Source organism: Shinella sp. 838, assembly GCF_029623935.1.
Taxonomy (GTDB): domain Bacteria; phylum Pseudomonadota; class Alphaproteobacteria; order Rhizobiales; family Rhizobiaceae; genus Shinella.
In genome coordinates, this window is the sequence record NZ_JARSBQ010000009.1 from 212724 (window position 1) to 234462 (window position 21739).

The 21739-nt window shown below is 62.2% G+C and carries 22 protein-coding genes and 1 pseudogene; 11 read left to right on the plus strand and 12 right to left on the minus strand.

Features of this window, described 5'->3' with window-relative positions; all coding sequences use genetic code 11:
• Positions 1 to 27 precede the first annotated feature (27 nt).
• The 6 genes from P9A16_RS24105 to P9A16_RS24130 all read left to right on the plus strand — a co-directional run bounded on the left by P9A16_RS24105 (position 28) and on the right by P9A16_RS24130 (position 7437).
• Positions 28 to 1497 carry an aldehyde dehydrogenase family protein gene (locus tag P9A16_RS24105; protein ID WP_023512444.1) on the plus strand — a complete coding sequence of 490 codons (1470 nt, stop codon included), beginning with the start codon at positions 28 to 30 and terminating at the stop codon, positions 1495 to 1497.
• Complete coding sequence (locus tag P9A16_RS24110) at positions 1494 to 2525, plus strand: proline racemase family protein (RefSeq protein ID WP_278025997.1); 1032 nt, start codon at positions 1494 to 1496, stop codon at positions 2523 to 2525. Before P9A16_RS24105 ends, P9A16_RS24110 begins: the two co-directional genes overlap by 4 nt.
• A complete protein-coding gene (locus tag P9A16_RS24115) occupies positions 2522 to 3274 on the plus strand; it encodes an SDR family NAD(P)-dependent oxidoreductase (RefSeq protein WP_278025961.1) in 753 nt (250 codons plus the stop codon). Before P9A16_RS24110 ends, P9A16_RS24115 begins: the two co-directional genes overlap by 4 nt.
• A gap of 5 nt (positions 3275 to 3279) precedes the next feature.
• Positions 3280 to 4032, plus strand: a complete 753-nt coding sequence (locus P9A16_RS24120) for an SDR family NAD(P)-dependent oxidoreductase (RefSeq protein WP_278025962.1) — start codon at positions 3280 to 3282, stop codon at positions 4030 to 4032.
• A gap of 317 nt (positions 4033 to 4349) precedes the next feature.
• The gene (locus P9A16_RS24125; protein WP_278025963.1) at positions 4350 to 4907 is read left to right on the plus strand and encodes a biliverdin-producing heme oxygenase; all 558 of its coding nucleotides are present in this window, start codon (positions 4350 to 4352) and stop codon (positions 4905 to 4907) included.
• The gene (locus P9A16_RS24130) at positions 4849 to 7437 is read left to right on the plus strand and encodes an HWE histidine kinase domain-containing protein (RefSeq protein WP_443021693.1); all 2589 of its coding nucleotides are present in this window, start codon (positions 4849 to 4851) and stop codon (positions 7435 to 7437) included. The genes P9A16_RS24125 and P9A16_RS24130 overlap by 59 nt, the downstream gene beginning before the upstream one ends.
• A 237-nt stretch (positions 7438 to 7674) precedes the next feature.
• On the opposite strand, the gene P9A16_RS24135 is transcribed toward P9A16_RS24130, so the two are convergent.
• Positions 7675 to 8715, minus strand: a complete 1041-nt coding sequence (locus tag P9A16_RS24135; protein WP_278025964.1) for a helix-turn-helix domain-containing protein — start codon at positions 8713 to 8715, stop codon at positions 7675 to 7677.
• Positions 8716 to 8844: 129 nt separating this feature from the next.
• Between P9A16_RS24135 and P9A16_RS24140 the strand changes: the two genes are divergently transcribed.
• Positions 8845 to 9840, plus strand: a complete 996-nt coding sequence (locus tag P9A16_RS24140) for an alpha/beta hydrolase family protein (protein ID WP_278025999.1) — start codon at positions 8845 to 8847, stop codon at positions 9838 to 9840.
• Between the two features lie 81 nt (positions 9841 to 9921).
• Here P9A16_RS24140 and P9A16_RS24145 read toward each other — a convergent pair whose 3' ends face one another.
• Both P9A16_RS24145 and P9A16_RS24150 read right to left on the minus strand, forming a co-directional pair.
• Positions 9922 to 10242 (minus strand): cupin domain-containing protein, encoded by a 321-nt coding sequence (locus P9A16_RS24145; RefSeq protein ID WP_245290325.1) that lies wholly within the window; start codon positions 10240 to 10242, stop codon positions 9922 to 9924.
• Positions 10243 to 10309: 67 nt separating this feature from the next.
• Positions 10310 to 11752 (minus strand): amidase, encoded by a 1443-nt coding sequence (locus P9A16_RS24150; protein ID WP_278025965.1) that lies wholly within the window; start codon positions 11750 to 11752, stop codon positions 10310 to 10312.
• A 55-nt stretch (positions 11753 to 11807) separates the two neighbouring features.
• Between P9A16_RS24150 and P9A16_RS24155 the strand changes: the two genes are divergently transcribed.
• Together P9A16_RS24155 and P9A16_RS24160 are read left to right on the plus strand one after the other, a co-directional pair.
• Positions 11808 to 12461 carry an FMN-binding negative transcriptional regulator gene (locus tag P9A16_RS24155; protein WP_278025966.1) on the plus strand — a complete coding sequence of 218 codons (654 nt, stop codon included), beginning with the start codon at positions 11808 to 11810 and terminating at the stop codon, positions 12459 to 12461.
• Positions 12462 to 12538: 77 nt separating this feature from the next.
• Entirely contained in the window at positions 12539 to 13462 is a 924-nt protein-coding gene (locus P9A16_RS24160) for a GntR family transcriptional regulator (RefSeq protein WP_272790808.1), read from the plus strand.
• Between the two features lie 254 nt (positions 13463 to 13716).
• Here P9A16_RS24160 and P9A16_RS35805 read toward each other — a convergent pair.
• From P9A16_RS35805 to P9A16_RS24170, 3 genes and pseudogenes are all read right to left on the minus strand, one after another.
• Positions 13717 to 13809: pseudogene (locus P9A16_RS35805) on the minus strand (IS5/IS1182 family transposase); the annotation flags it as partial.
• A 119-nt stretch (positions 13810 to 13928) separates the two neighbouring features.
• Entirely contained in the window at positions 13929 to 14612 is a 684-nt protein-coding gene (locus tag P9A16_RS24165) for a DUF1365 domain-containing protein (protein ID WP_336620619.1), read from the minus strand.
• A 164-nt stretch (positions 14613 to 14776) separates the two neighbouring features.
• Complete coding sequence (locus P9A16_RS24170) at positions 14777 to 15157, minus strand: DUF2147 domain-containing protein (protein ID WP_278025967.1); 381 nt, start codon at positions 15155 to 15157, stop codon at positions 14777 to 14779.
• 120 nt (positions 15158 to 15277) lie between these two features.
• Here P9A16_RS24170 and P9A16_RS24175 point away from each other — a divergent pair, with 120 nt between their 5' ends.
• On the plus strand, positions 15278 to 15679 hold the full coding sequence (locus P9A16_RS24175) for a DUF2177 family protein (RefSeq protein ID WP_278025968.1): 402 nt from the start codon (positions 15278 to 15280) through the stop codon (positions 15677 to 15679).
• Here the strand turns inward: P9A16_RS24175 and P9A16_RS24180 are convergent.
• The 5 genes from P9A16_RS24180 to P9A16_RS24200 are packed head-to-tail and all read right to left on the minus strand — an operon-like array spanning position 15644 to position 19417.
• Positions 15644 to 16243 carry a hypothetical protein gene (locus P9A16_RS24180; RefSeq protein ID WP_278025969.1) on the minus strand — a complete coding sequence of 200 codons (600 nt, stop codon included), beginning with the start codon at positions 16241 to 16243 and terminating at the stop codon, positions 15644 to 15646. The two genes, P9A16_RS24175 and P9A16_RS24180, sit on opposite strands and share 36 nt — an antisense overlap.
• Complete coding sequence (locus P9A16_RS24185; protein WP_278025970.1) at positions 16240 to 17277, minus strand: SAM-dependent methyltransferase; 1038 nt, start codon at positions 17275 to 17277, stop codon at positions 16240 to 16242. The genes P9A16_RS24180 and P9A16_RS24185 overlap by 4 nt, the downstream gene beginning before the upstream one ends.
• Positions 17274 to 18089 carry a DUF1295 domain-containing protein gene (locus tag P9A16_RS24190; protein WP_278025971.1) on the minus strand — a complete coding sequence of 272 codons (816 nt, stop codon included), beginning with the start codon at positions 18087 to 18089 and terminating at the stop codon, positions 17274 to 17276. The genes P9A16_RS24185 and P9A16_RS24190 overlap by 4 nt, the downstream gene beginning before the upstream one ends.
• Before the next feature lie 3 nt (positions 18090 to 18092).
• On the minus strand, positions 18093 to 18746 hold the full coding sequence (locus P9A16_RS24195; RefSeq protein WP_278025972.1) for a ChrR family anti-sigma-E factor: 654 nt from the start codon (positions 18744 to 18746) through the stop codon (positions 18093 to 18095).
• Positions 18743 to 19417, minus strand: coding sequence for a sigma-70 family RNA polymerase sigma factor (locus P9A16_RS24200; protein ID WP_245290210.1), 675 nt, complete (start codon positions 19415 to 19417; stop codon positions 18743 to 18745). The genes P9A16_RS24195 and P9A16_RS24200 overlap by 4 nt, the downstream gene beginning before the upstream one ends.
• A 100-nt stretch (positions 19418 to 19517) precedes the next feature.
• On the opposite strand from P9A16_RS24200, the gene P9A16_RS24205 reads away from it, so the two are divergent.
• A complete protein-coding gene (locus P9A16_RS24205; protein ID WP_278025973.1) occupies positions 19518 to 20849 on the plus strand; it encodes an NAD(P)/FAD-dependent oxidoreductase in 1332 nt (443 codons plus the stop codon).
• Between the two features lie 131 nt (positions 20850 to 20980).
• On the opposite strand, the gene P9A16_RS24210 is transcribed toward P9A16_RS24205, so the two are convergent.
• Positions 20981 to 21679, minus strand: a complete 699-nt coding sequence (locus tag P9A16_RS24210) for an FCD domain-containing protein (protein ID WP_050746025.1) — start codon at positions 21677 to 21679, stop codon at positions 20981 to 20983.
• Positions 21680 to 21739 lie beyond the last annotated feature (60 nt).

Here is a 21739-nt window from a genome sequence, read left to right on the forward strand (position 1 = left end):
GGCAAACCCATTCCTTTTGAGGACACTATGCAGAACAAGCTTTTCATCGACGGACAGTGGATTGCTCCGATTGAGGGAAACACGCTTCCCGTGATCGATCCGGCAACAGAGGAAATCTTCCATCACATCGCCGCCGCCGGCGTTGCCGAAGCCGATGCGGCCGTGAAGGCGGCCCGGGAAGCCTTCGACAACGGACCCTGGCCACGTCTTTCCGGCAAGGAGCGTGCCGGCTATCTTCGCGCCATCGCGCAGGGCATCCGCGACCGTCTGCCGGAACTCGCGCGAATGGAGACCCGGGACAACGGCAAGCCTCTGCCCGAGTCCGAATGGGATCTCGCGGATGCTGCGGGCTGCTTTGATTTCTACGCCGATCTTGCTGAGGAACTGGATGGCGAGATCGAGACGATCAAGCTGGCAGATGCACGCTTCGTCTCAAAGGCCGTACGCGAGCCGCTCGGCGTCGCGGTCGCCATCGTTCCCTGGAACTATCCGCTTTTGATGGCCTCGTGGAAGGTCGCCCCGGCGCTCGCGGCCGGCTGCACCATGATCCTGAAACCCGCCGAAACCACCTCGCTGACGGCGCTCGAGCTCGGCGTCATCGCGGAGGCTGCGGGTCTTCCGGCGGGCGTGCTGAACATCCTTTCCGGCAAGGGTTCCGTCGTCGGACAGGCGCTGGTCGATCATCCCGCGGTCGACAAGGTCGCCTTCACCGGTTCAGGGCCGGTCGGCTCGCGCATCATGGCTGCCAGCGCCAGGGACATCAAACGCATCAGCCTGGAGCTTGGCGGCAAGTCGCCCTTCATCGTCTTCGCCGACAGCGATATCGAGAAAGCCGTCGAATGGATCATGTTCGGCATCTTCTGGAACCAGGGCCAGGTGTGCTCGGCGACCTCGCGCGTCCTCGTTGAAGCCCCGCTATATCTGTCGCTGCTGGAGCGGCTGGTCGAAGAGGCAAAGAAGATCACGATCGGCAACGGCCTTGATGCGGGCACGCTGCTCGGCCCACTTGTCAACGAGGGGCAGTATGCAGATGTCCTGCGCCATATCGACCGCGCCGTCGAGCAGGGCGCGACCATCGCCTGCGGCGGCCGGTACGATGGTTTCGACAAGGGTTTCTGGGTCGCTCCGACCATCCTTACCGGCATGGCGCTCGACAGCGACGTCTGGGTGGAGGAGATCTTCGGTCCGGTCGTCTGCATCCGGCCTTTCGAAACCGAGGCGGAAGCGATCCAGCTTGCCAACGATTCCCGCTTCGGCCTCGCCGCCGCCGTCATGTCGGCGGACGACGCACGGTGCGAGCGCGTCGCCAGTGCCTTCCGGGCTGGCATCGTCTGGATCAACTGCTCGCAGCCGACCTTCACCGAAGCACCCTGGGGTGGCTACAAGCAATCCGGCATAGGCCGTGAGCTCGGGCGCTGGGGCCTCGACAACTATCTGGAGACAAAGCAGATCACGCGCCTTGTCAGCGACGAACCCTGGGCATGGTATCTGAAATGACCTTCGACAAGACGCTCGATATCCTGCTCGTCCATTGCGAGGGCGAGAGCGGCAACGTCCTCATCGGTGGCGCTCCCGAAATCCCGGGGGCCACCATTCTCGACAAGATGAACCATCTGAACGTCGTCGATCCGTCGTTGCGCCTGTTCCTGACGCGCGAACCGCGGGCGCAGGTCGTACACACGACGAACCTCGTCCTGCCGCCCACCCGGCCGGATGCCGACGCAGCTTTTATCGTGCTGCAGCCCGACCGTGCCCATCCGATGTCCGGCTCCAACTGCATTTGCGTGGTGACCGCACTGCTGGAGACAGGGCGCATCGCGATGGTGGAGCCTGAGACGATCGTGCGGCTGGACACGGCAGCCGGGCTGATCGTTGCCCGTGCGCGCTGCGAGAACGGCCACTGCCTGTCGGTCAGCCTCGACAACGTGCCGGCCTTCGTACACGCACTCGATGTCACAATCGACACGCCGAAATGGGGCCGGATCATGGGGGATATCGCCTTTGGTGGCGTTTTCTATGCCCAGATCGATGTCGACCGTGTCGGATTGCGCATCGTACCCGAAGCGGCCCGCGCGCTCGCCGAGGCAGGTACGGAGATCAAGGCGCTGCTGGCCGACGAGGTTTCCCCGGCGCATCCGGAAATACCCGGCTTCGACGAGATTGCCTATGTGATGTTCCGCGACCATCAGCCGGACGGTTCGCTCCTCACCTGCACGACGCTGAAGCCCGGCCGGGTGGACCGTTCGCCCTGCGGCACGGGATCCTCGGCCCACCTTGCGATCCTTCATGCGCGGGGCCTGGCGAGAACCGGCGACAGGCGCATTTCGCACAGCATCATCGGCGGCACGTTCACCGCTGAAATCCTCGGTGAGGTTACCGTTGGCGGCCGCCCGGCGGTGCTGCCGCGCATCACGGGCCGGGGCTATGTCTTCGGCCGCCAGCAATTGCGGCTCGATCCGCAGGATCCGTTCCTGCAGGGGTTCGCCCTGTCGGACACCTGGGGATTGCAGGTGGGGGATCTATGAAACTTTCTGGGCAAAACATCCTCGTCACCGGCGCGACAGGCGCCATCGGGCAGGCGGTCTGCCACGCTCTCGTGGCGGACGGCGCAAATGTCGTCGTGCATTGCAGCCGCAACCGCGATACCGCCGAGACGCTTGTGAAAGCGCTGGATGGCAGAGGTTGGTGCGTGTCGGCCGACCTGTCGGATCCCGCCGGCCCACACGTCCTGTGGGACCGGGCACTGGCCGTTGCCGGCCGGTTGACCGGTCTCGTCAACAATGCCGGCATTCGCTCGGAAGTAGCGGTCGACGCGCCGATGGAGGAATGGCAGCAGGTCTGGGCGCGCGAAATGCGGGTCAATTTCCTGTCGGCCGTCGACCTGTCGAAACTCGCCATCCAGCATTTCCGGACCCATGGCGGCGGGCGGATCGTCAACATGGCGAGCCGGGCCGGCCAGCGCGGCTACTCTTCCAGCGCCATGGCCTATGGCGCTTCCAAAGCCGCCCTGATCAACCTGACAAAGTCCATCGCGCAGAGCCATGGGCACGAGGGGGTGACGGCGGTGGCACTGGCACCCGGCTGGGTGCGTACCGAAATGGCCGAAGCCTACATCGCCGAGCATGGCGAGGCAGCGGCCCTGGCCGGCATTCCCATCGCCAGGATGGCCGACCCGCAGGAAATCGGCGAGATCACCGCCTTTGCCTTCCGTCCCTCGCAGGCCTCTCTGAACGGCGCCGTGCTGGATGTGAATGGCGGCAGCTACATGAGGTAATTTCGATGCGTTTCAAGGACAAAGTCGTCATCGTCACCGGCGCTGCCGGCGGCATCGGAGGCGCGATTAGCGCCCGGTTCGCGGCAGAGGGCGCGCAGGTCATCGTCGCGGACATGAACGGCGATGGTGCGAAGGCGACGGTCGCGCAGATCGCTGCCGAAGGCGGCAAGGCGCGGGCATTTGCCAGCGACATCTCGGCCGCAGAGGGGTGCAGGGCAATCGTCGACGATGTCATCGCCGTGGAAGGCCGCATCGACGTGCTCTGCAACAATGCCGGTCTCAACAGGCGCGGCAATCTTCTCGCGCTGACGCCCGAGGACTGGCGGCTAAGCTTCGCCGTCAATATCGATGCGATGTTCCACCTGTGCCAGGCGGCGCTGCCCCACATGATTGGGGCCGGTGGCGGTGCCATCATCAACACCGCCTCTCAATGGGGGCTTCACCCGGCTCCGAACCATATCGCCTACAATGTGACGAAGGCGGCCGTGGCGAGCTTCACCCAGAACCTTGCCCGCGACTATGCGCCGGACAAGATCCGCGTCAACGCCGTCTGCCCGGGCGAGATCCACACGCCCATGCTGGAGGCCGGGGTGAAGCGCTCCGGGCGCACCATCGCCGATCTCGACAGGCTCGTACCCTTCGGCCGGATCGGCAGGCCCGAGGAGGTCGCCGCCCTCGTTGCGTTCCTTGCATCCGACGAGGCCGCGTTCATGTGCGGCTCACTCGTCGAGATCACCGGGGCGCAGGCTGTCGCGTGATCCGCCCGCGTCATTCACGGCCGCTGGAAAAACCGGACAACATCTGAGGGGCAGGAGGCTGCAGGCGCTGCGTCACGCCCGGCACGTTGGATTCGAACCACATTTACGGTGTGCACTCTGCTTTGCCTAATCCACAGAAAGGCGATGAGCCCCATTCCAAACTTTCCGTAACCCCTTGTCCCTGATGGGCGCACGCCCTAGCTTCCCTGGCGATTTCAGCGCGCTTGGCCTGTATCGGCCCGGGCTCGCCCCTTCTGATGAGAGCGCTGTGGGTCAGAACATTGGGAACGTAGGCGTTTCCGATCGTGGAGGACGGTTTGGGTCACAGTGAACGACGGTTCGATCTTAGAAGGCGGACACAGCAAGCGCATGAACGGCTCGACGCTGCCGTTGGCGATTTTCATACGCAGCAGGACTATCGCCGCTATATTGCACGGCTCGGCGCATTCCGGTCCGCCATGGATACAGCACTCGGGGGGATCGTCTGGCCGTCGGGCTGGCTCTGGCAACCGACGGTCATTGCCGGCGCCCTTGCCGCTGACGCGGCAGACCTAGACCTGCCACCGGCATTACCGAGGGGAGCGGATTTCGACCTATGTGACACAAGCGTTCTCCTTGGCGCCCTCTACGTGCTCGAGGGGGCCACGCTCGGCGCGCGGGTGCTCCGCCAGCGCGCGGCCGCGCTCGGATTTGACGAGACGTTCGGTGCCCGGCACCTTGCTCTTATGTCAAAGGACATAGCGCAATGGCAGTCCTTCCTTTTATTGTTGGATGGCGTTTCGGACTTTGAAGCCGAGCGGGCCGCTGCGTCGGCCAATGCCGTTTTCGCATTCGCGTTGCGTTGCTTTGAAAGTGATCGTGTTGCCGCCGTCTGAACCCGTTACGCTCGACACCTGTGATCGCGAGCCGATCCACATTCCCGGAAGCATCCAGCCGCACGGGTGCCTCATCGCGTGCGACATCGGCCTCACGACCATCGAGCGTGCCTCTGCAAATGCCGCTGCCATTCTTGAGTGCGAGGCAAGCCTTCCAGGCCGAAGTGTCGTGGACGTGTTGGGGCATAGGCTGCTGCATGACCTTCGCAACGCGCTGGCGACGACCAACACGGCGTCGCGGCCGGCGCTGTTGCTGGACGTCGCCTGCGGCGACCGCATGTTCGACATCGCGATCCATCATCACAAATCCGCGGTCATCATCGAGTTCGAACCTGCCCCCTCGGTCGGTCAGCCCCTGCATATCGCGCGCGAGATGATCGGCCGCATCAGCGATATCACGGATGTCGATCGTCTCGTGCAGCGCGCCGGACGTATCGTTTCTGGTGCGACGGGTTATGATCGCGTGATGATCTACCGCTTCGAGCAGGACGGCTCGGGCAAGGTGGTGAGCGAAACGAAGCGCGCGGATCTCGAGAGCTTCCTCGGGCAATACTTCCCTGCGAGCGATATCCCCCAGCAGGCACGCGCGCTCTACCTCCAGAACACGATTCGCGTCATTTCGGATGCAGACGGCGCGCGCGTGCCGATCGAACCGGTGCTCGATGCGTCCGGGGAACCGCTCGACCTCAGCTTCGCGCATCTGCGCAGCGTCTCTCCCATCCATTGCGAGTATCTCCGCAACATGGGGGTCGGCGCGTCCATGTCGATTTCGATCATCCTCGATGGCATGCTCTGGGGGCTCATCGCATGCCACCATTATTCACCGCGCGCTCTTCCCATGGCACAGCGTGTCGCAATGGAGGTGTTCGGTGAGTTCTTCTCCCTGCACCTGAAGTCGCTGAAGGAGCGCCGCCGCGTGGCAGCGGTCGCTGGAACACGTGAGGCACTCGATCGCTTCCTCATCCTGTCATCCCACCACGAGGATGTCGGCGAACTGCTGCGCCAGAGCCTGCATGAGTTCTCGCGGCTTTTGCCAAACGACGGCATCGGCATAATGTTCGACGGCAAGTGGACCGGCCTCGGCGCGACCCCGCCGGACGCAGCCGTGCCCGACGTCCTGGATTTCATCCGAACGGTCAGCGACGGCCGTGTCTGGGCAACGCACGCCCTGTCACAGAAGCTGCCTGAAGCCGCCGCCTATAGCGACCGCGTATCGGGCGTCCTTGCCATTCCCCTGTCTCAGACCGGTTCGGATTGCCTGGTGTTTTTCCGTAAAGAGCTTGTACAAACACTGAACTGGGCGGGAAACCCGGAAAAAACCTACGAAACAGGCCCTCTTGGCGACCGGTTGACGCCGCGCAAGAGCTTTGCGATCTGGAAGGAGACCGTCAAGGGGCAAGCACAGGCCTGGGCGGACACTGAGCGCGAGATCGCCGAGATCGCACGGATGGCGATCGTAGAAGTCGTGCTCCGTCATAACGAACTGATGGCCGGCGAGCGACGCAAGTCCGAGGTTCGTCAGCGCATGCTGAACCAGGAACTCAGCCATCGCGTGAAGAACATTCTCGCAGTCATCAAGTCGCTGGTGACAAGCCCGCAGCACCACAAGAACACGCTGGAGGACTATGTCGCAACCCTTCAGGGCCGTATCGAGGCACTGTCGATCGCCCACGACCAGGTGGTGCGTGGCGACGGCGGCGGCATCCTCGTCGATCTCCTGGAAGCCGAACTTCAACCGTACCGGTCGCGGGCATCAACAATCAGCCTCGCCGGACCGGATGTCTGGCTCGATAGCCGCGCATTTTCCGTGCTGGCACTGGTTTTCCATGAGCTTGCGACCAATGCTGCGAAGTATGGCGCACTTTCCGTATCGACGGGTATGGTGACGATTTCCTGGACGATGACCGAGGGACGAGGCTGCGAGATCTTGTGGCGCGAAAGCGGCGGCCCGCTCGTTGATGTGCCTTTGCGCAGGGGGTTCGGTAGTGCGCTCATCGAGCGCAGCGTACCATACGATCTTGGCGGCGAGAGCATGGTCCGCTTCGAGGCATCCGGTCTTGAGGCCAGCTTCCGGATTCCCTTGCCACATGTGAAGCTCACCGTGTCCAGCGCGAAAGCGGCGGTGGCGATGGCGGACAATGGGGGGGCGCAGACAGGTACGCTTCGCGGGTTGGATCCGGCAGTCCTCATCGTCGAAGACCAGATCCTGATCGCCCTTGATCTTGAGGCAATGCTCTCTGAGGAAGGCCTGTCCAGGGTTTCGACCGCAAGCTCGGTGCGTCAGGCCATGGCCGCGATCGAAGCGAGCACTCCGGACCTTGCGATACTCGATATCAACCTCGGCTCTGGCAATTCCTTTCCTGTCGCCGACGAGCTTCGCCGCAGGGGCATACCCTTCGTCTTCGCGACTGGATACGGGGAGGGCGCCGAATTGCCGGAAGGCCTGGCCAACACCCTGATCGTGCGCAAACCCTACAGCGGAAAGGCCATCATCGCAGCCCTTGTCGCGTTGACGGAAACGCGCTCCTGAGGCTTCTTCAATTTCGTTGAGCAGCGTAAAAAATCGCGGGGAGCTGCGGGCACGGCTTCTGCGCCTTGAGGCGGTACGAAAAAGGCGGATGTGTAGAACCGGTCAAATCCGGCCGTCCAATCTCGGAGATCGATCGGCAAGGTCAACGGTCCGTTGCCCGCGGCAAACCCATGCCCCGGTGTGCCATACAAGCAAACATGTGAACAGAGGACGGGGCGTAGGGTCGCGTGACGCGGCCTATAAAGACCGTCTCGCAAACTTTAGTGTCGGCTCCTGCCTGGATGCCCTCCGGGCTCGCCATTCGGTTGGGCTCACGCCCGTTACGCGACGGAACTCACGATTGAAGTTCGATTTCGTGAGAAAGCCGACATCGTAGGTGAGCGTGGTGATGGGAATGTCGACATTCTCCAGCAGCCGGCAGGCCTCGGCCACACGGAAATCATTTATGAATTGCGACAGGTTGCGCCCGCAAACCCCGTTCACGGCTTGGGACAGCAGACGGGCAGGGATCCCGGCTTTGCGGGCAAGCCTTTGGAGCGTCAGGTTGTGATCGCGATAGAGTTGCTGCTCCTCGATCAGAGCGATGAGCGTCGCGACGACGGCACTATCCGAATCGGGCACCAGCCGCGGTGTCTCGCCCTTTTCAGGAGGTGTCGTGTTTCTTGAGGCAATGGCCGCCCCTATCCCGAGAAGCAGGATAAGCGGGACCGTCGCGGCACTGACAATGACGGCGGCAAATGCGCCCTCGAACCACCGAATGCTTACCGATATCAGGCTGTCCGCGATCGCCGCCAGAAGAAGCGTCGCGGCCATTGCCTGCAGTGCCCGGTGAACCAGAGGAGCCTCCTCGATGCGGGCCAGATCGAGCGCATCCGAACCGCGCCAGGCAAGACGCGCCAGAAGGACGGCATACCACGCGAAGATGACGATCAGGGCCACGTCGAGCCACTGGGGCCTGGCGATCGCGAGCACGCCAATCAGCGCCGTTGGCAAGGCATGAGGCCAAAGGCGGCGGACGCGTTGACTTTCCTGCCGTGAGACAAAAGCCGCAAAACCGATCCAGGCGAGGGGGCCGACAGCGGAAGCGAACAAGGCCTGAACCGGTAATAGTCGTTCAGTGCTGTAGCCCCATCGTATGCCGATCAAGACAGACAAGGCTGCAAGCAGAATGACGAGAGACCGAAAGGAGCGGTTCGCGGTGGGCTCTCGCAGACTCATTTGCGCCAGAAGGACAAGCAGCAGGAGTGCGGCGACAAACGGCAGCGGGATAAAAAGCATCGGGTCGATCCTGTTTGACGCGAGTATTGACCGGATCGTGATCCAAGACGACCTCGAACATGATCAAGGTCTCGATTGTGCCCGGAGTACACCACGGTGCCTCGCGTCACTCCAACCGGGGCAACCTTGATGACCATACATAGACTTCCGCTTTTGCTTCTCCTCCAATACCTGCTCTTCACGTCCTCCCCGACCCTTGCTGGCGTCGGTTTCCAGGAGATGGAAATCCCCGATCCGTCCCGTGGCACGATGCAGATACTTATCTGGTATCCCTCGACGGGCGAGCCACGACTGCAAAAGCTTGCGTCCTATGAGCAACGGATTGCGCAAAGCGGCAGGATTGACGGTGGTCCGTTGCCCCTGGTGGTCATATCGCACGGCACGGGCGGCAGTGCGCATGGTCATCACGACACGGCATGGGCATTGGCCGATGCGGGCTTTGTCGTCGTTGCCTTGACGCATCCCGGTGACAATTATGCTGACACGCGCCACTACGCCAGACGCGAGCAACTGACGGAACGGCCTCGGCAGGTCTCCCGTGTGATCGACTATATGCTGGGCGCCTGGCCGGACCGCCGGGCGGTCGATCAGGGCCGGATCGGGATTTTCGGGTTCTCGATGGGGGGATTCACCGCACTCGCCAGCCTCGGGGGACGGCCGGAGACGTCCGGCCTCGTGGCGCAATGCAAGGCGATGCCCCGCAAGGCGGCCTGCCTGGCGCTGGGCGGCGCGCAGGACGTCCGCCGGAAATTCGGACAAGCCGCACTTGGCGTCGTGCCCGATCCGCGGCTGAAGGCGGCATTCGTTGCAGCACCGGCCCTGCCGGCCCTGTTCCTGCCGGATGGCCTGCGTGACCTGCACAAGCCGGTGGAGTTGTGGGCGGCAGAACTGGACGAGCTGGTGCCCTTAGATCCCGATATTCTCATCGTCAGGGACGGGCTGCCTGTCCCGCCCGCCCGTCATATCGAACCGGGTGCGGGGCATTATTCGTTCCTGGCGCCGTGCACGGAGGCGCAAAAAGATGCTGCACACGACATCTGCGCCGACGGTCCGGGCTTCGATCGCGCGGCCTTTCACAGACGCTTGAATGCCGCAGTCGTCGCATTCTTCAGGCGGAACCTCTGACCATTCTGAAACGCATCCGACTGGCACAGGAATTGGCCGAGCGGCGCCATGGCGCTCGCTCGGCAATGGGTGGGGCCTGATCTATGCGGTCTTGAGCTCAACAAAAAATTTGCGCAGCCGCCGCGGCATCACCCACAGGCCGCGGAACTGCTTTTCGATGATGAACAGGTCTCCGGCCTTAAAAGCGTCCTGTTGGCCGCTTTCGTCGACGAGGCTCACCTCGCCTTCGACGATGATGCACAGTTCGTCGAACGGGTAGGGGTCGAAGCGCAGGGTGCCGGACTCGGATTCCCAGATGCCGATCGTCGCCTGCGAAAGCGGTCGGTCGTAGAAGATGTGGGCTTTCTCCTGCGGGTTTCCCTCGAGCACGAGGTCGGGAAAGGACAGGCCGATGTCCTGCATGCCCTTCACGATGTCGCCGTGCTGGTGAAGGCGATGAAAAGATGGTTTGCTCATTGGCGGGCTTTCTTCAAGGGTTCCAGGCGCCGACCGGCGGCTTGCGACCGATCCAGGGCGTTGCCTGCTCGATTTGACCGGCCAGACGGAAGAGGGTGTCCTCCGCCCCGAAGCGACCGGTAAACATGATGCCGATGGGCAGGCCGCTCGAATCGTGATGAAGCGGGAGCGTCATCGAAGGCAGGCCGGCCGCGTTGGCGAGTGGGGTAAACGGGATAAACGCGAAGTATCGCTCAATGTAGCGGCGCCAGTCGGGGTCGTTGGCGGTGATGACCCCATGCTTTACCGGCGGTGCGCCGAGGGTGGGCGTCAGCCACAGGTCGTAGCGCTGGAAGAACGGCGCGACCTGCCGGGCAAGGGAGCCGAAATACTCCAATGCCGCGAGCAGCGTCGTGGCGGGCAGGCTGCGACCGTATTCGCTGAGATTGAAATGGGCGCTTTCGATAATGCTTGCCGATGCCGTACGCCCTGTCGCGGCGGCAAGCTGATCGATGCCGTGGGCCAGATGGATGGCGAGGAGATTTGCGATGTGGCTGGCCAGTTCCTGCCCGCTGTAGTTTGGGGCGTCCTCCTCCACCTCGTGTCCGAGGTCCCGGCAGAGCCGGGCCGCTTTTTGCGCCGCCTCGATGCAGGATGGATCGACCATCGTACCGGCAGGTGAAATGGTGGACACGGCAATTCGCAGCCGCCCGGGCGGTGTCGAGACGTCCTTGAGGTAGGGACCGGTTTTACCGGGTGCGGCATGGCTCGAACCGGGCTCCCATCCGTCCGATGCGTCGAGGAGGGCGGCACTGTCGCGTACGGTGCGGGCAATCGCATGCTGGACAACAAGCCCGTTCCAGTATTCTCCGTCGACAGGGCCTGTCGGCGTACGGCCGCGTGTCGGCTTGAGGCCGAAGCAGCCGGTGCAGGAGGCCGGTATGCGGATCGAGCCGGCGCCGTCATTGGCATAGGCGACGGGCACCATACCGCTCGCAACGGCCGCGGCCGAACCGCCGGAGGAGCCGCCGCTGGTGTGGCCAAGATCCCAGGGGTTGTTGCAGGCGCCCTTGGCGACGGGCTCGGTGGTCACGCTTGCCCCGAATTCCGGCAGGTTTGATTTCGCGGTGATAAGGAGGCCGGCCGCCCGGTAGCGCTGGATCAGGGTGGAGTCATAGGGGGCCGTCGTACCCTCGCCGAGCCGGCTGGAAAAATCACAGGGAAAGCCGGAATAGAAGAGGTACTCGTCCTTTAGCGCGATGGGCACGCCTTTGAACGGTCCGTCCGGGAGCCCCAGGCGGATGTCCCTTTCGGCAATGCCGCGCATCGATGCAACGATGGCGTTGATGCGCGGGTTCAGTTTCTCGATCGTGTCCCAGGCCGCGTCCAGCACTTCGCTTGGATGGACCTGCCTGGTCCGAACCAGCTCGGCAAGACCCAGTCCATCGTAGTTGGCGTAGTCAGAAAACAATTGCATTGCCCTCCATTTATTGTATTTCTTATCTATAAATACAATTTATGCAAGGGCCACGATGTTCACTTCCACCAGCTTCGGCGAGGCCGACGAGCGGGAAATCCGAGACCTGATCGGCCGATACGGATTGGCCACTCTTGTGTCGCACAGTCCTTCGGCGGGCTTGCAGGCGACGGCTCTTCCTGCGCTCTTCGATCCCGACGATCCGTCAGGGCAAACCCTTATCGGCCATATGGCGAGGGCCAATCCCCATTGGCGCAGCATCATGGACGGGGATGCGGTGCTCCTCCTGTTCCGAGGGCCGGACGCCTATGTATCGCCGGGTCACTACCGGGCGGAGGAGGATGTTCCGACCTGGAACTACTCCGCCGTGCAGCTGCGTGGCCATTTGCGCCACGCTCCGGACGCGGCGGAAAACGACCGTGTACTTCTGCGAACCGTCGAACATTTCGAGGCGCGGCTTGGCCAAGGCTGGCGCCTCGGCGATATCAGTCCCGAAACGGTGAAGATGTATTCGAAGGGGACGGCCTCGTTTTCGATTGCCGTAACGTCGATCGAGGCCGCCCACAAGATGAGCCAGGACAAGCGCCGGACCGATGTCGTTGCCGTCATCGAAGGTTTGGCCACCTCCGACGATAAACAGGCCCGCGCCGTGGCAGAAACCATGGAGCGCATAACCTTGCGCCCCGGGCGCCACCGGCCCGATTCGTAGTTGATGCAGACCGATTGCCGTGGCCGCCCGGCGGCGCAACGCTTGAAACAGACGGGCAGGTGCGCATAAAACAGCACATGCCCGATGAACCCGATGTTACCGAAACCGCGACCGCACTCGAACTGGATATCGCCGACAGGATTCTCGCCTTCGCCCATGGCTCAAGACTGCCTGTCGGGGCGCATCTGACCGAGGCGGCCTTGTCTGCGGAATTCGGCGTATCGCGCACGCCGGTTCGCGGGGCACTCAACCTCTTGAAGCGCCGCGGCCATGTCGAACGCATCGCCAATCGCGGCTACTTCCTCACCGCCGATGTTTCGAGGATGCAAGCACCGGAAATCAGGCAGGAGCGACAAAGCGACCTCATCTACGAAGGCATGATCGGCGATTATCTCGGAGGCCGGCTGGAGGGGAAGGTGAGCGAAGCCCATCTCCTGCGGCGGTACAATGCCGACCGCCCTGCACTGGTGGAAGCGCTGGCGCGCCTGCAGGCTGAAGGCATCATTCGCGCCAATCCGGGCTATGGCTGGCAGTTCGAGGATCTGCTGCGCACGCTTGGCGCCAGCGACGAGAGCCAGCACTTTCGCCTGATCCTGGAGCCCGCGGGATTGCGGCAACCGACCTTTCGCATTGATCGCAAGCGGCTTCTGGCGTGCAAGAAGGAGCAGACGCATCTCCTGCAAAACCTCAGCGACAGGACACGCCCCTCGGATATCTTTGCCGCCAGCGTGCGCTTTCACGAACTGCTCGCCGAACTCTCGGGCAACCGCTTCATCCTGCAGGCCATCCAGCAGCAAAGCCGCACGCGGCGCCTCGTCGATTATCGCAGCTACCAGGACCTGGAGCGCGTTCGCAGCTTCTATCGGGAGCACGTCGCCATGATCGACCTCGTGCTGGAGGGCCGGATGGAAGAGGCTGCGATCCTCATGGAGAAGCACATCCTCGACGTCGTCCATTTCAAGCCTGGCGCTTTCTCCGCCACCACGTCCGGCAATCCGTAAGCCGTCGATCAGACATCCAGGCCACCAACGCGGCGGTCGTCGGGTTTCTTGCGCCCTCGGTATCGGACTCCGCGGAAAATGGTTGTTCTGCCCGCTGAAGATTCCTGAGGAGGTGCAATGCAGGCATTGTTTTTTTTGAGATAAAAGTCTGCGAATTGCTCGCATGAAGCCTGAATGACACGTGTCACCCGCTAGGTCATCGCCTCTGTATGCGGTTCCCCGCGCCGGCCAGACGCAGGTCTCATTGATTGACACCATAAGATGACCGGTGCTGCGGTGCAGATTGCCGAGAGAAATATATGGACACATCGGCCGTATCGCGTTGCAATGCGCCGCCAGTCGCTGAGCTGGACAACAGGTCCTCTACCTTGCGACATCGTCTATAGAGCGCTTTCTCGTGGCGATATGGTGTCTGCCTGCTGCAGCGGATGTCGCGGGCCGCGAGCGCTGGCAGGCCGAAGACAGGTCAGGCAGTGTCCCGATAGCTTGCGGCTTCGGGTGCAGGTGGGCTGGAGCGGAATCGCGCGCCCTTCAGCCAGAGCTTGAGCGCCTCCCAATGGATGCCGGCGATCACCTTCAGAGTCATGAAAGGAAAACGCAGGAGGCAGCGGGCGAGGTTGGCGTCGGTCAACGGCGCAGCATCCGCGTTGAACGTGGCGGCCAGCACGGGCTCCTTGCCGGCGGTCTCATGGATGCGCACGCGAACCGTTTTGCCCGGCGGCAGGATGCGGAAATGGTAACGCAACCCCATGTCCATGAAGGGCGAGACGTGAAAGATCTTCGTCCGTGTCTGGCGGATGCCGGCAGCGCTCCCTTCCCCCGCAAGTACCGGCGCCACATAGCTGTGCCGCTCGCCGAAGGTGTTGCGCACCGCGTAGATGAGCGCGACCAGCCGATCTTCTTCATCATAGGCGAAGTAGGTCGAGAGCGGGTTGAAAACGTAGCCGAACATGCGCGGATAGGCGAGCAGAAGGATGCGCGCGGCAGGCCTTTCAAGCCCGGCATGCGCCAGCAGACGGTCAGCGAACCGGCGCAGCGTTTCGTCCTCCTCTTCGACATGATCTCGCTCGTGGACCGACAGGATACCGGCCCGGTTGACCGAGAGCAGGCGGGTGAGTTCGGCAAGCTCGCCAAGGCGGTCGATATCCACCAGCAAGGAGAAAACGCTGTAGCTGAAACGGTGGCCAAAGGGATTGAGCCTCTGGTTGCATGACCTTCCCGAGATAGAGCGTGCCAGCAGCTGGAGGCGGCGGGCCGTTTTCTGCCATGCTGGTGATGCGGGCTTCCCTCATGCCTTACCCCTTGCCGAAACCCTCACCGCGCCAGCTGCCAGTGGACATTCCTGCACAACACACCGCCCAGAATGCAGCCGCGCGTAAGAAGGGACCTGTCCGAAACCTGAACGGTGATCGAATAGGTGCGGTCGCGTTTGGCGTCGTAGGCGGTGCCGGCCAGCGTGTCGGGCGATTTGGGCTCAAGCGACATGACCAGGCGGTCGCCGGCTTCCTCTCCCTTGCTGGTATCACGGATCCAAAGATTGGTGGCGCAGATGTTACTGCCACAAGGTGCGATGCGCACGCGCGCGTTCCCGTCGTCCCGTAGCCAGACACCGCTCGGATCGGCGGATTGCTGTGCGTAGGAGGCGGTGGCAGTTGATATCACCGCGGCGTATGCAGCCAGAATGGCTAGCCTCATCGGTCCATCCTCGTCGCTTTTGGTGAAATACGCACCGGCGGGCCGATCGGTTCACTCAAGGTGATCCGTCATGGCGAGAAAATCGTAGAGAATGCCGGGTACATCATCGGAGACATCGGCATGAAAACCGCTATCGCAGCCTATTTGGCAACCGGCATCGTCTTTCTGATCGTCGATGCCATCTGGCTTTCGACGATGGCAGACGTGCTCTATCGGCCGCTTCTGGGCGACAAGCTCGTACCGCAGTTTCATCTGATCCCGGCGATCGCCTTCTACCTGATCTATGTCGCCGGCATTGTGTTCTTCGCCGTCTTGCCGGCTCTCGAGAGCGGTGGCCTCGGCAGGGCTGCGCTGAACGGTGCAGTGCTTGGGCTCGTGGCCTATGCGACCTATGACCTTACCAACCAGGCGACCTTGAAGGACTGGCCGCTTTCCATCACCCTCGCCGACATCCCCTGGGGTGCCTTCGTGACCGCTGTCGGCGCATCAGCGGGCTTTTTTGTCGCCAGCCGCGTCGGTTGATTGTTCGGCCTGCGCCAGGAGGCCGGAGAACATGAGGGCGACGAAAGCGGTAAGTGCGCCTGCGCTGATGACGTTGAGCCGCGCCAGCGCGGCATATTCGGCGGCGTCGTACCGTGCAAGGGGTGGTCCATAGGCGTCGGGTAACCCCAGGAAGACGCCAAAGGCGAGGGCGGTGAGCGCCAGGCCTGCCCAGCGCTCGCCCGGGCGGAACAGCAAGAGGGCAAGCACCCCGCAGGGAACAAGAAAGATCTCGACCGCCGATGCTGCGCCGAACAGCCATGTCGAGAGCACAGTATTTCCTATACCCGCCAGAGGCAGAAGTCCTCGGCTGGCGACGGTGTTCCATCGGGCGATGGCCGGTACGGCGAGAAAGAACGGTGTCGACAGGAACGTGAACCAGGCGGGGGTGATGTCGGGGCTTACAAGCCAGAAAAGATAGAGCGGATAGAAAGGCTGGTTCGAGGCGACGAGCAGTGCGATCACATTTGCCGCAGCGACACGCGGATCCGGATGGCGGGCGTAAGCCTGTACCGTCTTGATCAGAGCAGGGAACAGGGAGATCATGGCCCCGCGCCAGCGGGTCGGAGGCGGTAGTGACTGACGCCCCATTCTTCGCCGCCGGCATGGCCGAAAAGCCCGGCGGTTGCGAGAAAGAACATCCGCCATCGGCGTATCCAGAGCGCCGCCTCCTGCCCATAAGTCGCATTGAAGATGGTGCGGATGGCCTCTCGGTTGCGGTCGAAATTGTCGAGCCAGCCAAGCGCCGTGCGTTCGTAGTGCTTGCCGTTCCAGCGCCAGTCCCTTTCGACGGTGAAGCTGTCGCTGAACTCCCGCACCAGACCGTGGCTCGGCATGACACCGCCTGTGAAGAAATACTGGGCGATCCAGTCCGCCTTGTCGGCGTGGTCGAAGCGGTAGGCGGTTTTGCGATGGGAGAAGACGTGCAGGAAGAGCCGCCCGTCCGGGCGGATCCAGCTGCTTGCCCGCTCGAGAAGCATCTGCCAGTTGGACATATGTTCGAACATCTCCACCGAGACGATCCGGTCAAACCTGCTGCCAGGGGAAAAACTGTTCATGTCGGCGGTGATGACGGTCAGATTTCGCAGGCCGCACCGCTCAGCTTCTCTCTCGATAAAGGCGCGCTGCGACGATGAATTCGACACGCTGACGATACGTGCAGCCGGGTAGCGCTCGGCCATGAACAGGGAGAGGGAGCCCCAGCCGCAACCGAGCTCCAGAATGTCCTGACCATCCGCAAGGTCTGCATGGGCGCAGGATTCGTCCAGCGCCGCAATCTCGGCCTCCGCAAGCGTGGTGCCGGGTGAGGCATAAAGACAGGAGGAATACTTGCGGCGCGGACCGAGCGTCAGCGAAAAGAACGCCGCCGGAAGCTCGTAGTGCTGGGCGTTCACTTCATCGGTGTGAACGGCAATCGGCCATTCAGTCATTGATCGCGCAAATTCGCGGTCGGTCGGGCCTCCATCCTGCGCCAGCAGGCGGCGCGTGCGGCTTACAAGCCGGTTGATGCCAAAGCGCACTGCGTGATCGGGCAGTGGCAGGCGCTCGGCGGCAGTGATGGCGGCAACGGCAAGGTTCATGTCGTCCTTCCCTTCTTTTGGGGGCCAAGCCAGAAGGCATTGACACGTTCGACATAGGCAGCAAAGGCGACGCCACGCGAGCGCATCATATGGGCCTCAAGCGGCGGAATCCCCGAGACATGGACGAGCAGCCAGTACATGAAGGCGGGCCCCGCAAGTGCCGTCCAGCCCCAGCCCCAGACGCCCGCGGGACCGATGGCGATGACCGCGTAGCCTGCCCATCCAAGCCACTGGAAAAAGTAGTTCGGATGACGCGAAAGGCTCCAGAGGCCATGATCGCAGACCTTTCCCGTGTTTGCAGCTTTACTGCGGAACTGCGCCAGCTGCGTATCGGCGACACCTTCTCCGATCACGGCTATGACGAGAATTGCAATACCGGCAGCATCGCTCCAGTGAAGACCGTTGGCAGGGTTTCGAGCGGCAATGAAAATCGTCGCAGTCAGGAGGAGCGCAGCCGCTGCCTGGACTTGAAGGAACAGGAAGAGGCGCGAACGCCAGCTTTCCTCCCATTGCTCGCGTAAGCTGGCATAGCGCGGGTCCTCCCCGCCGTGCAGCGTGCGTCGCAGGATATGAATGCCGAGGCGACAGGACCAGACCCCCGCGATGGTTGCGACGAGGAGGCGCCGCCGGTAATCGCCATCCCAGCCGTCGACATGCGTGAGCGCCGCGACCATACCGGCAGCACCGACAAGAAAGGACCAAACCGCGTCGACCCAGCCGGATACCGCACCCTTGACCACGGTGAGCCACACCGCGGTCATTGCGAGGGAGACAGCGGCCGCCAGGAGGATGGAAAGCGCCGCCGCCGTCATGGCTCAGATGCCGAAGAGCGGCTGCAGCATGCGGCCGATGACGTTCTTGAAGCGCATCTTGCCCTCCATGGCGGCAAGGCAAATGCAATAGCCGTCCTTGTCGACAACAGGCTGGTGTTCGGCCTCCTCGTCCATTTCCGCCAGATCTCCGGGGCGAAACGTGCCGAACCGGTCGGAGAACGAGCCTGAGACGATATAGGTCAATTCGGTGCCGACATGTCCGTGATCGGGCAACGCCCGGCCAGGCGCCACCTTGAGCAGAATGAGATTGGCATCCGGATCTTGCGGCACACCGACACGACTCATCTTCATGCCCGGGCCGATCCAGCGCCAGTGCCCGACATCGCAGCCGCGCAAGGCCTCCGGCAAGGGAACGCCCTCTATCTCCACCGGCACCAGAGGCGCCGTGGCGACGGGCGACACGCCCTCCTCTTCGTCGAGCATTGCAAGCACATCGTTCAGTGCCGTTGCCGAAAGCGGCGTGGATTCAGCCGTTTCCAAAAGAGCGCCACCGAGCGCCTCGTATTCGCCGACCCGGGTGCGGCAGACAAGGCAGCTTGCCAGATGCGCTTCGACGACGATGGCGGGGCCTGCAGCAAGCGTGCCGGCGGCATAATGCATCAATGTTTCGTCTTTTGCGTGATGTGTGATGGTCATGTTTGGTCTTCCAGCAGCGCGCGCAAGCGGTTCATGGCCAGACGTGTTCTAGATTTCACGGTCCCCAGGGGAATACCCAGCTCATCGGCGATTTCGGTTTGCGATTTCTCGCCGAAATAGGAGAGACGGATGATCGTCTGCTGTTCCATCGAGAGCGCGGTGAGCGCATGGCGCACCCGCTCGTCCCGTTCCGCCCCGAGCAGGTCGTCCTCGAGCGTTTGCGGCCCACCCTCCGGGTCGGGCGGCAAGATCGAGGGATCCCGCTGCCTGCGCAAGTGATCGATGCGGATGTTGCGTGCGATGGTGAAGACCCATGTCGCGACACCCGCTCGCTCAGGATCGAAATAGGAGGCCTTGCGCCAGACATTCAGCATCGTCTCCTGCACGAGGTCTTCCGCAACGACGGACGAGAGAGACCAGCGAAGAAAGAAGGTCTTAAGCTTCGGCCCGAAATAGCCAAAAAGCAGCGCGAAGGCCTGACGGTCACGGCCGTGAGCGACCTGCCCAACCATCTCGGCGAGAGCATCGGGCGAAGGTGTGTCTTGTGCTTCCTTTGACCTCACGACGGCAAGCCGCCGGCCTGTCGGCACGCTTGGTTTGTGCTCAATCTCGATAGGGCTTGAAGCTTCATTCATGCCTCCTTCTACGCGGCGTTCTCCGAGACGGATCACATGTATCGAAATAGGCCTTCCAAAGTGATCCGCCAGAGGCCCGCGCCCGTAAAGGGTACTAATTGCTTCCTGTGATTTCGAGTGCCGCAAAAGGATCGATATGCGCCATTTTCCCACATCGGACCGGCCCCTGAAAATCGCCGTCGTCGGCACGGGTATCGCCGGCCTTTCGGCTGGATGGCTTCTAGCACAACGTCATGACGTGACCGTTTTCGAGGCGGACAACCGCATCGGGGGGCATTCTCACACCGTGCAAGCGGGCGGCGCTCCTGTCGATACGGGATTTATTGTCTATAACGAGGCGACCTATCCCAACCTGACAGCGTTGTTTGCGCATCTCGGCGTCCCGACCAAGGCGTCGGACATGTCCTTTTCCGTTTCGATGGATGGCGGTCAGCTGGAATATGCGGCAACAAACCTTGCAGGTCTGTTTGCCCAGCGCAGCAATCTCGCAAGCCCGCGTTTCTGGTCGATGCTGCGCGACCTCGTGCGCTTTTATCGACATGCACCGAGCGGCGTGAGAAATCTTGATCCAGCCGCAAGTCTCAACGACTATCTCGACAGCGCGGGTTTCGGCCGGGCCTTTCGGGAAGATCACCTTTATCCCATGGCGGCGGCAATCTGGTCGACGCCGGCGCTCGAGATCGGCAATTATCCGGCGCTTTCCTTCGTGCGCTTCTGTGAAAACCACGGTCTTCTGAAATTCGTGCGCCGGCCGGTCTGGCGCACGGTGGATGGCGGTAGCCGCGCCTATCTCGAGCGGCTGACCGCGCCCTTGCGCGAGCGTATCCGTGTCAATGCGCCGGTCAAATCGATCCGTCGTGTAAACGGTGCCGTGGAAATTTCCGTGCTGGGGGCGGAGCCCGAATGGTTTGATCACGTCGTGATTGGCGCTCATGCCGATCAGGCACTTGGCATGCTTGCCGACCGATCGAAAAAGGAGGCCGCGCTCTTGAGCGTTTTTTCCTATGGCGACAATGAAACGGTCCTGCACAGGGATGAACGCCTGATGCCAAACCGGCGGCGCGTATGGGCGAGCTGGAACTATCTGGCGCGATCCGGGCGCGACGGCACAGCACCCCGCAAACCTTGCGTGACCTACTGGATGAACCGATTGCAGGGGATCGAGGATCCGCGTCCGTTCTTCGTGACGCTGAGCCCGCTGCACGCCGTGGCGGAAGACAAAATCATTTGGCGTGGAGTGTACCAACATCCCTTGTTCAATGCCCAAACGCTCGCGGCACAGAAGCAACTCTGGTCACTTCAGGGTGAAGACAATACCTGGTTCTGCGGCTCCTACTTCGGCTCCGGCTTTCACGAGGATGCAATACAGGCTGGGCTTGCGGTTGCTGAGAGCCTTGGCGGTATGGCCAGGCCATGGTCCGTCGAAGGGGAATCGGATCGCATTTTCCGGACCTTGCAGTCTGCCTAGCGCTCGTATTCCGTTCGCAGTCGCTCCTTGTTTCAAGCAGAGGAGAAAGGCTGGCGGATAGGGCAGGCCGATCCACCGTGTCCCGAAACCTCAAAACTCGGCTTCGCCAAGCCCAGGTTCATACATCAAAATCAGGCGACCATTCGCTCCAGCGCTTCTGCCACCGCATTGGTCGTGCGTTCGATATGGCTGCGGATAACATCTATGGCACGGGCTGTATCCCGGTCGAGCGCAGCATCGAGGAGGGCGCGGTGCTCCAGATGGATGTCGCGTGTGAACACCGTCTTGATGCGTGAAAGACGCCGATACCGTTCGTGGTGGCGGAACATCATTTCGCGCATGCGCAGCACCCAGGTCGAGGGACAGGCTGCCACCAGCGCTTCGTGAAAGTCGTTGTTCAGTCGCTCCCAGTCCTTCAGGCGGTCTGCACCCTGATTGTCGGAAAGTTCGATCCGTTCGAGGCGGTGGTAGGTGGTAATGACCTTCTCCTCCCACAGCCGGTCCCCCTTGGGAATGGACTGGGAGAGGGCGTCCGCCTCGAAGATCTTGCGCAGGTGCCCGATTTCCCGCGCATCCGACACGGACATCGGCGCGACGACGAAACCGCGCTGGCCAAGCAGGGTCACCAGATACTCCCCGGAAAGACGCGCAAGCGCCTCACGCAGCGGCCCCGCGCCGATATCATAGCGGTCCCGCAGGACATCAATCTTCAGCTTCATGTCCGGCGCAAGCGCGCCCGACACGATGTCTTCCCGCATGAGCCTGTATGCCTTTTCCGCCTGGGTCTTTTCGTCCCCGGTTTCCAGAACGTCCTGCTGCGTTTTCGACAAAGATGCGAGCTCCCCTTTTTGATTTTCGATATTTATTCCATTTTCTAAAAAACATCAATT

What these genes read in the sequence shown, in the direction of transcription:
- P9A16_RS24170 (WP_278025967.1), bottom strand. Translation starts at nt 15,157, where the DNA reads ATGAGGCTAGCCATTCTGGCTGCATACGCCGCGGTGATATCAACTGCC.
- P9A16_RS24105 (WP_023512444.1), top strand. Translation starts at nt 28, where the DNA reads ATGCAGAACAAGCTTTTCATCGACGGACAGTGGATTGCTCCGATTGAG.
- P9A16_RS24150 (WP_278025965.1), bottom strand. Translation starts at nt 11,752, where the DNA reads ATGCAATTGTTTTCTGACTACGCCAACTACGATGGACTGGGTCTTGCC.
- P9A16_RS24110 (WP_278025997.1), top strand. Translation starts at nt 1,494, where the DNA reads ATGACCTTCGACAAGACGCTCGATATCCTGCTCGTCCATTGCGAGGGC.
- P9A16_RS24175 (WP_278025968.1), top strand. Translation starts at nt 15,278, where the DNA reads ATGAAAACCGCTATCGCAGCCTATTTGGCAACCGGCATCGTCTTTCTG.
- P9A16_RS24155 (WP_278025966.1), top strand. Translation starts at nt 11,808, where the DNA reads ATGTTCACTTCCACCAGCTTCGGCGAGGCCGACGAGCGGGAAATCCGA.
- P9A16_RS24195 (WP_278025972.1), bottom strand. Translation starts at nt 18,746, where the DNA reads ATGACCATCACACATCACGCAAAAGACGAAACATTGATGCATTATGCC.
- P9A16_RS24145 (WP_245290325.1), bottom strand. Translation starts at nt 10,242, where the DNA reads ATGCAGGACATCGGCCTGTCCTTTCCCGACCTCGTGCTCGAGGGAAAC.
- P9A16_RS24190 (WP_278025971.1), bottom strand. Translation starts at nt 18,089, where the DNA reads ATGACGGCGGCGGCGCTTTCCATCCTCCTGGCGGCCGCTGTCTCCCTC.
- P9A16_RS24135 (WP_278025964.1), bottom strand. Translation starts at nt 8,715, where the DNA reads ATGCTTTTTATCCCGCTGCCGTTTGTCGCCGCACTCCTGCTGCTTGTC.
- P9A16_RS24115 (WP_278025961.1), top strand. Translation starts at nt 2,522, where the DNA reads ATGAAACTTTCTGGGCAAAACATCCTCGTCACCGGCGCGACAGGCGCC.
- P9A16_RS24130 (WP_443021693.1), top strand. Translation starts at nt 4,849, where the DNA reads ATGCCGTTTTCGCATTCGCGTTGCGTTGCTTTGAAAGTGATCGTGTTG.
- P9A16_RS24120 (WP_278025962.1), top strand. Translation starts at nt 3,280, where the DNA reads ATGCGTTTCAAGGACAAAGTCGTCATCGTCACCGGCGCTGCCGGCGGC.
- P9A16_RS24185 (WP_278025970.1), bottom strand. Translation starts at nt 17,277, where the DNA reads ATGAACCTTGCCGTTGCCGCCATCACTGCCGCCGAGCGCCTGCCACTG.
- P9A16_RS24140 (WP_278025999.1), top strand. Translation starts at nt 8,845, where the DNA reads ATGACCATACATAGACTTCCGCTTTTGCTTCTCCTCCAATACCTGCTC.
- P9A16_RS24205 (WP_278025973.1), top strand. Translation starts at nt 19,518, where the DNA reads ATGCGCCATTTTCCCACATCGGACCGGCCCCTGAAAATCGCCGTCGTC.
- P9A16_RS24180 (WP_278025969.1), bottom strand. Translation starts at nt 16,243, where the DNA reads ATGATCTCCCTGTTCCCTGCTCTGATCAAGACGGTACAGGCTTACGCC.
- P9A16_RS24160 (WP_272790808.1), top strand. Translation starts at nt 12,539, where the DNA reads ATGCCCGATGAACCCGATGTTACCGAAACCGCGACCGCACTCGAACTG.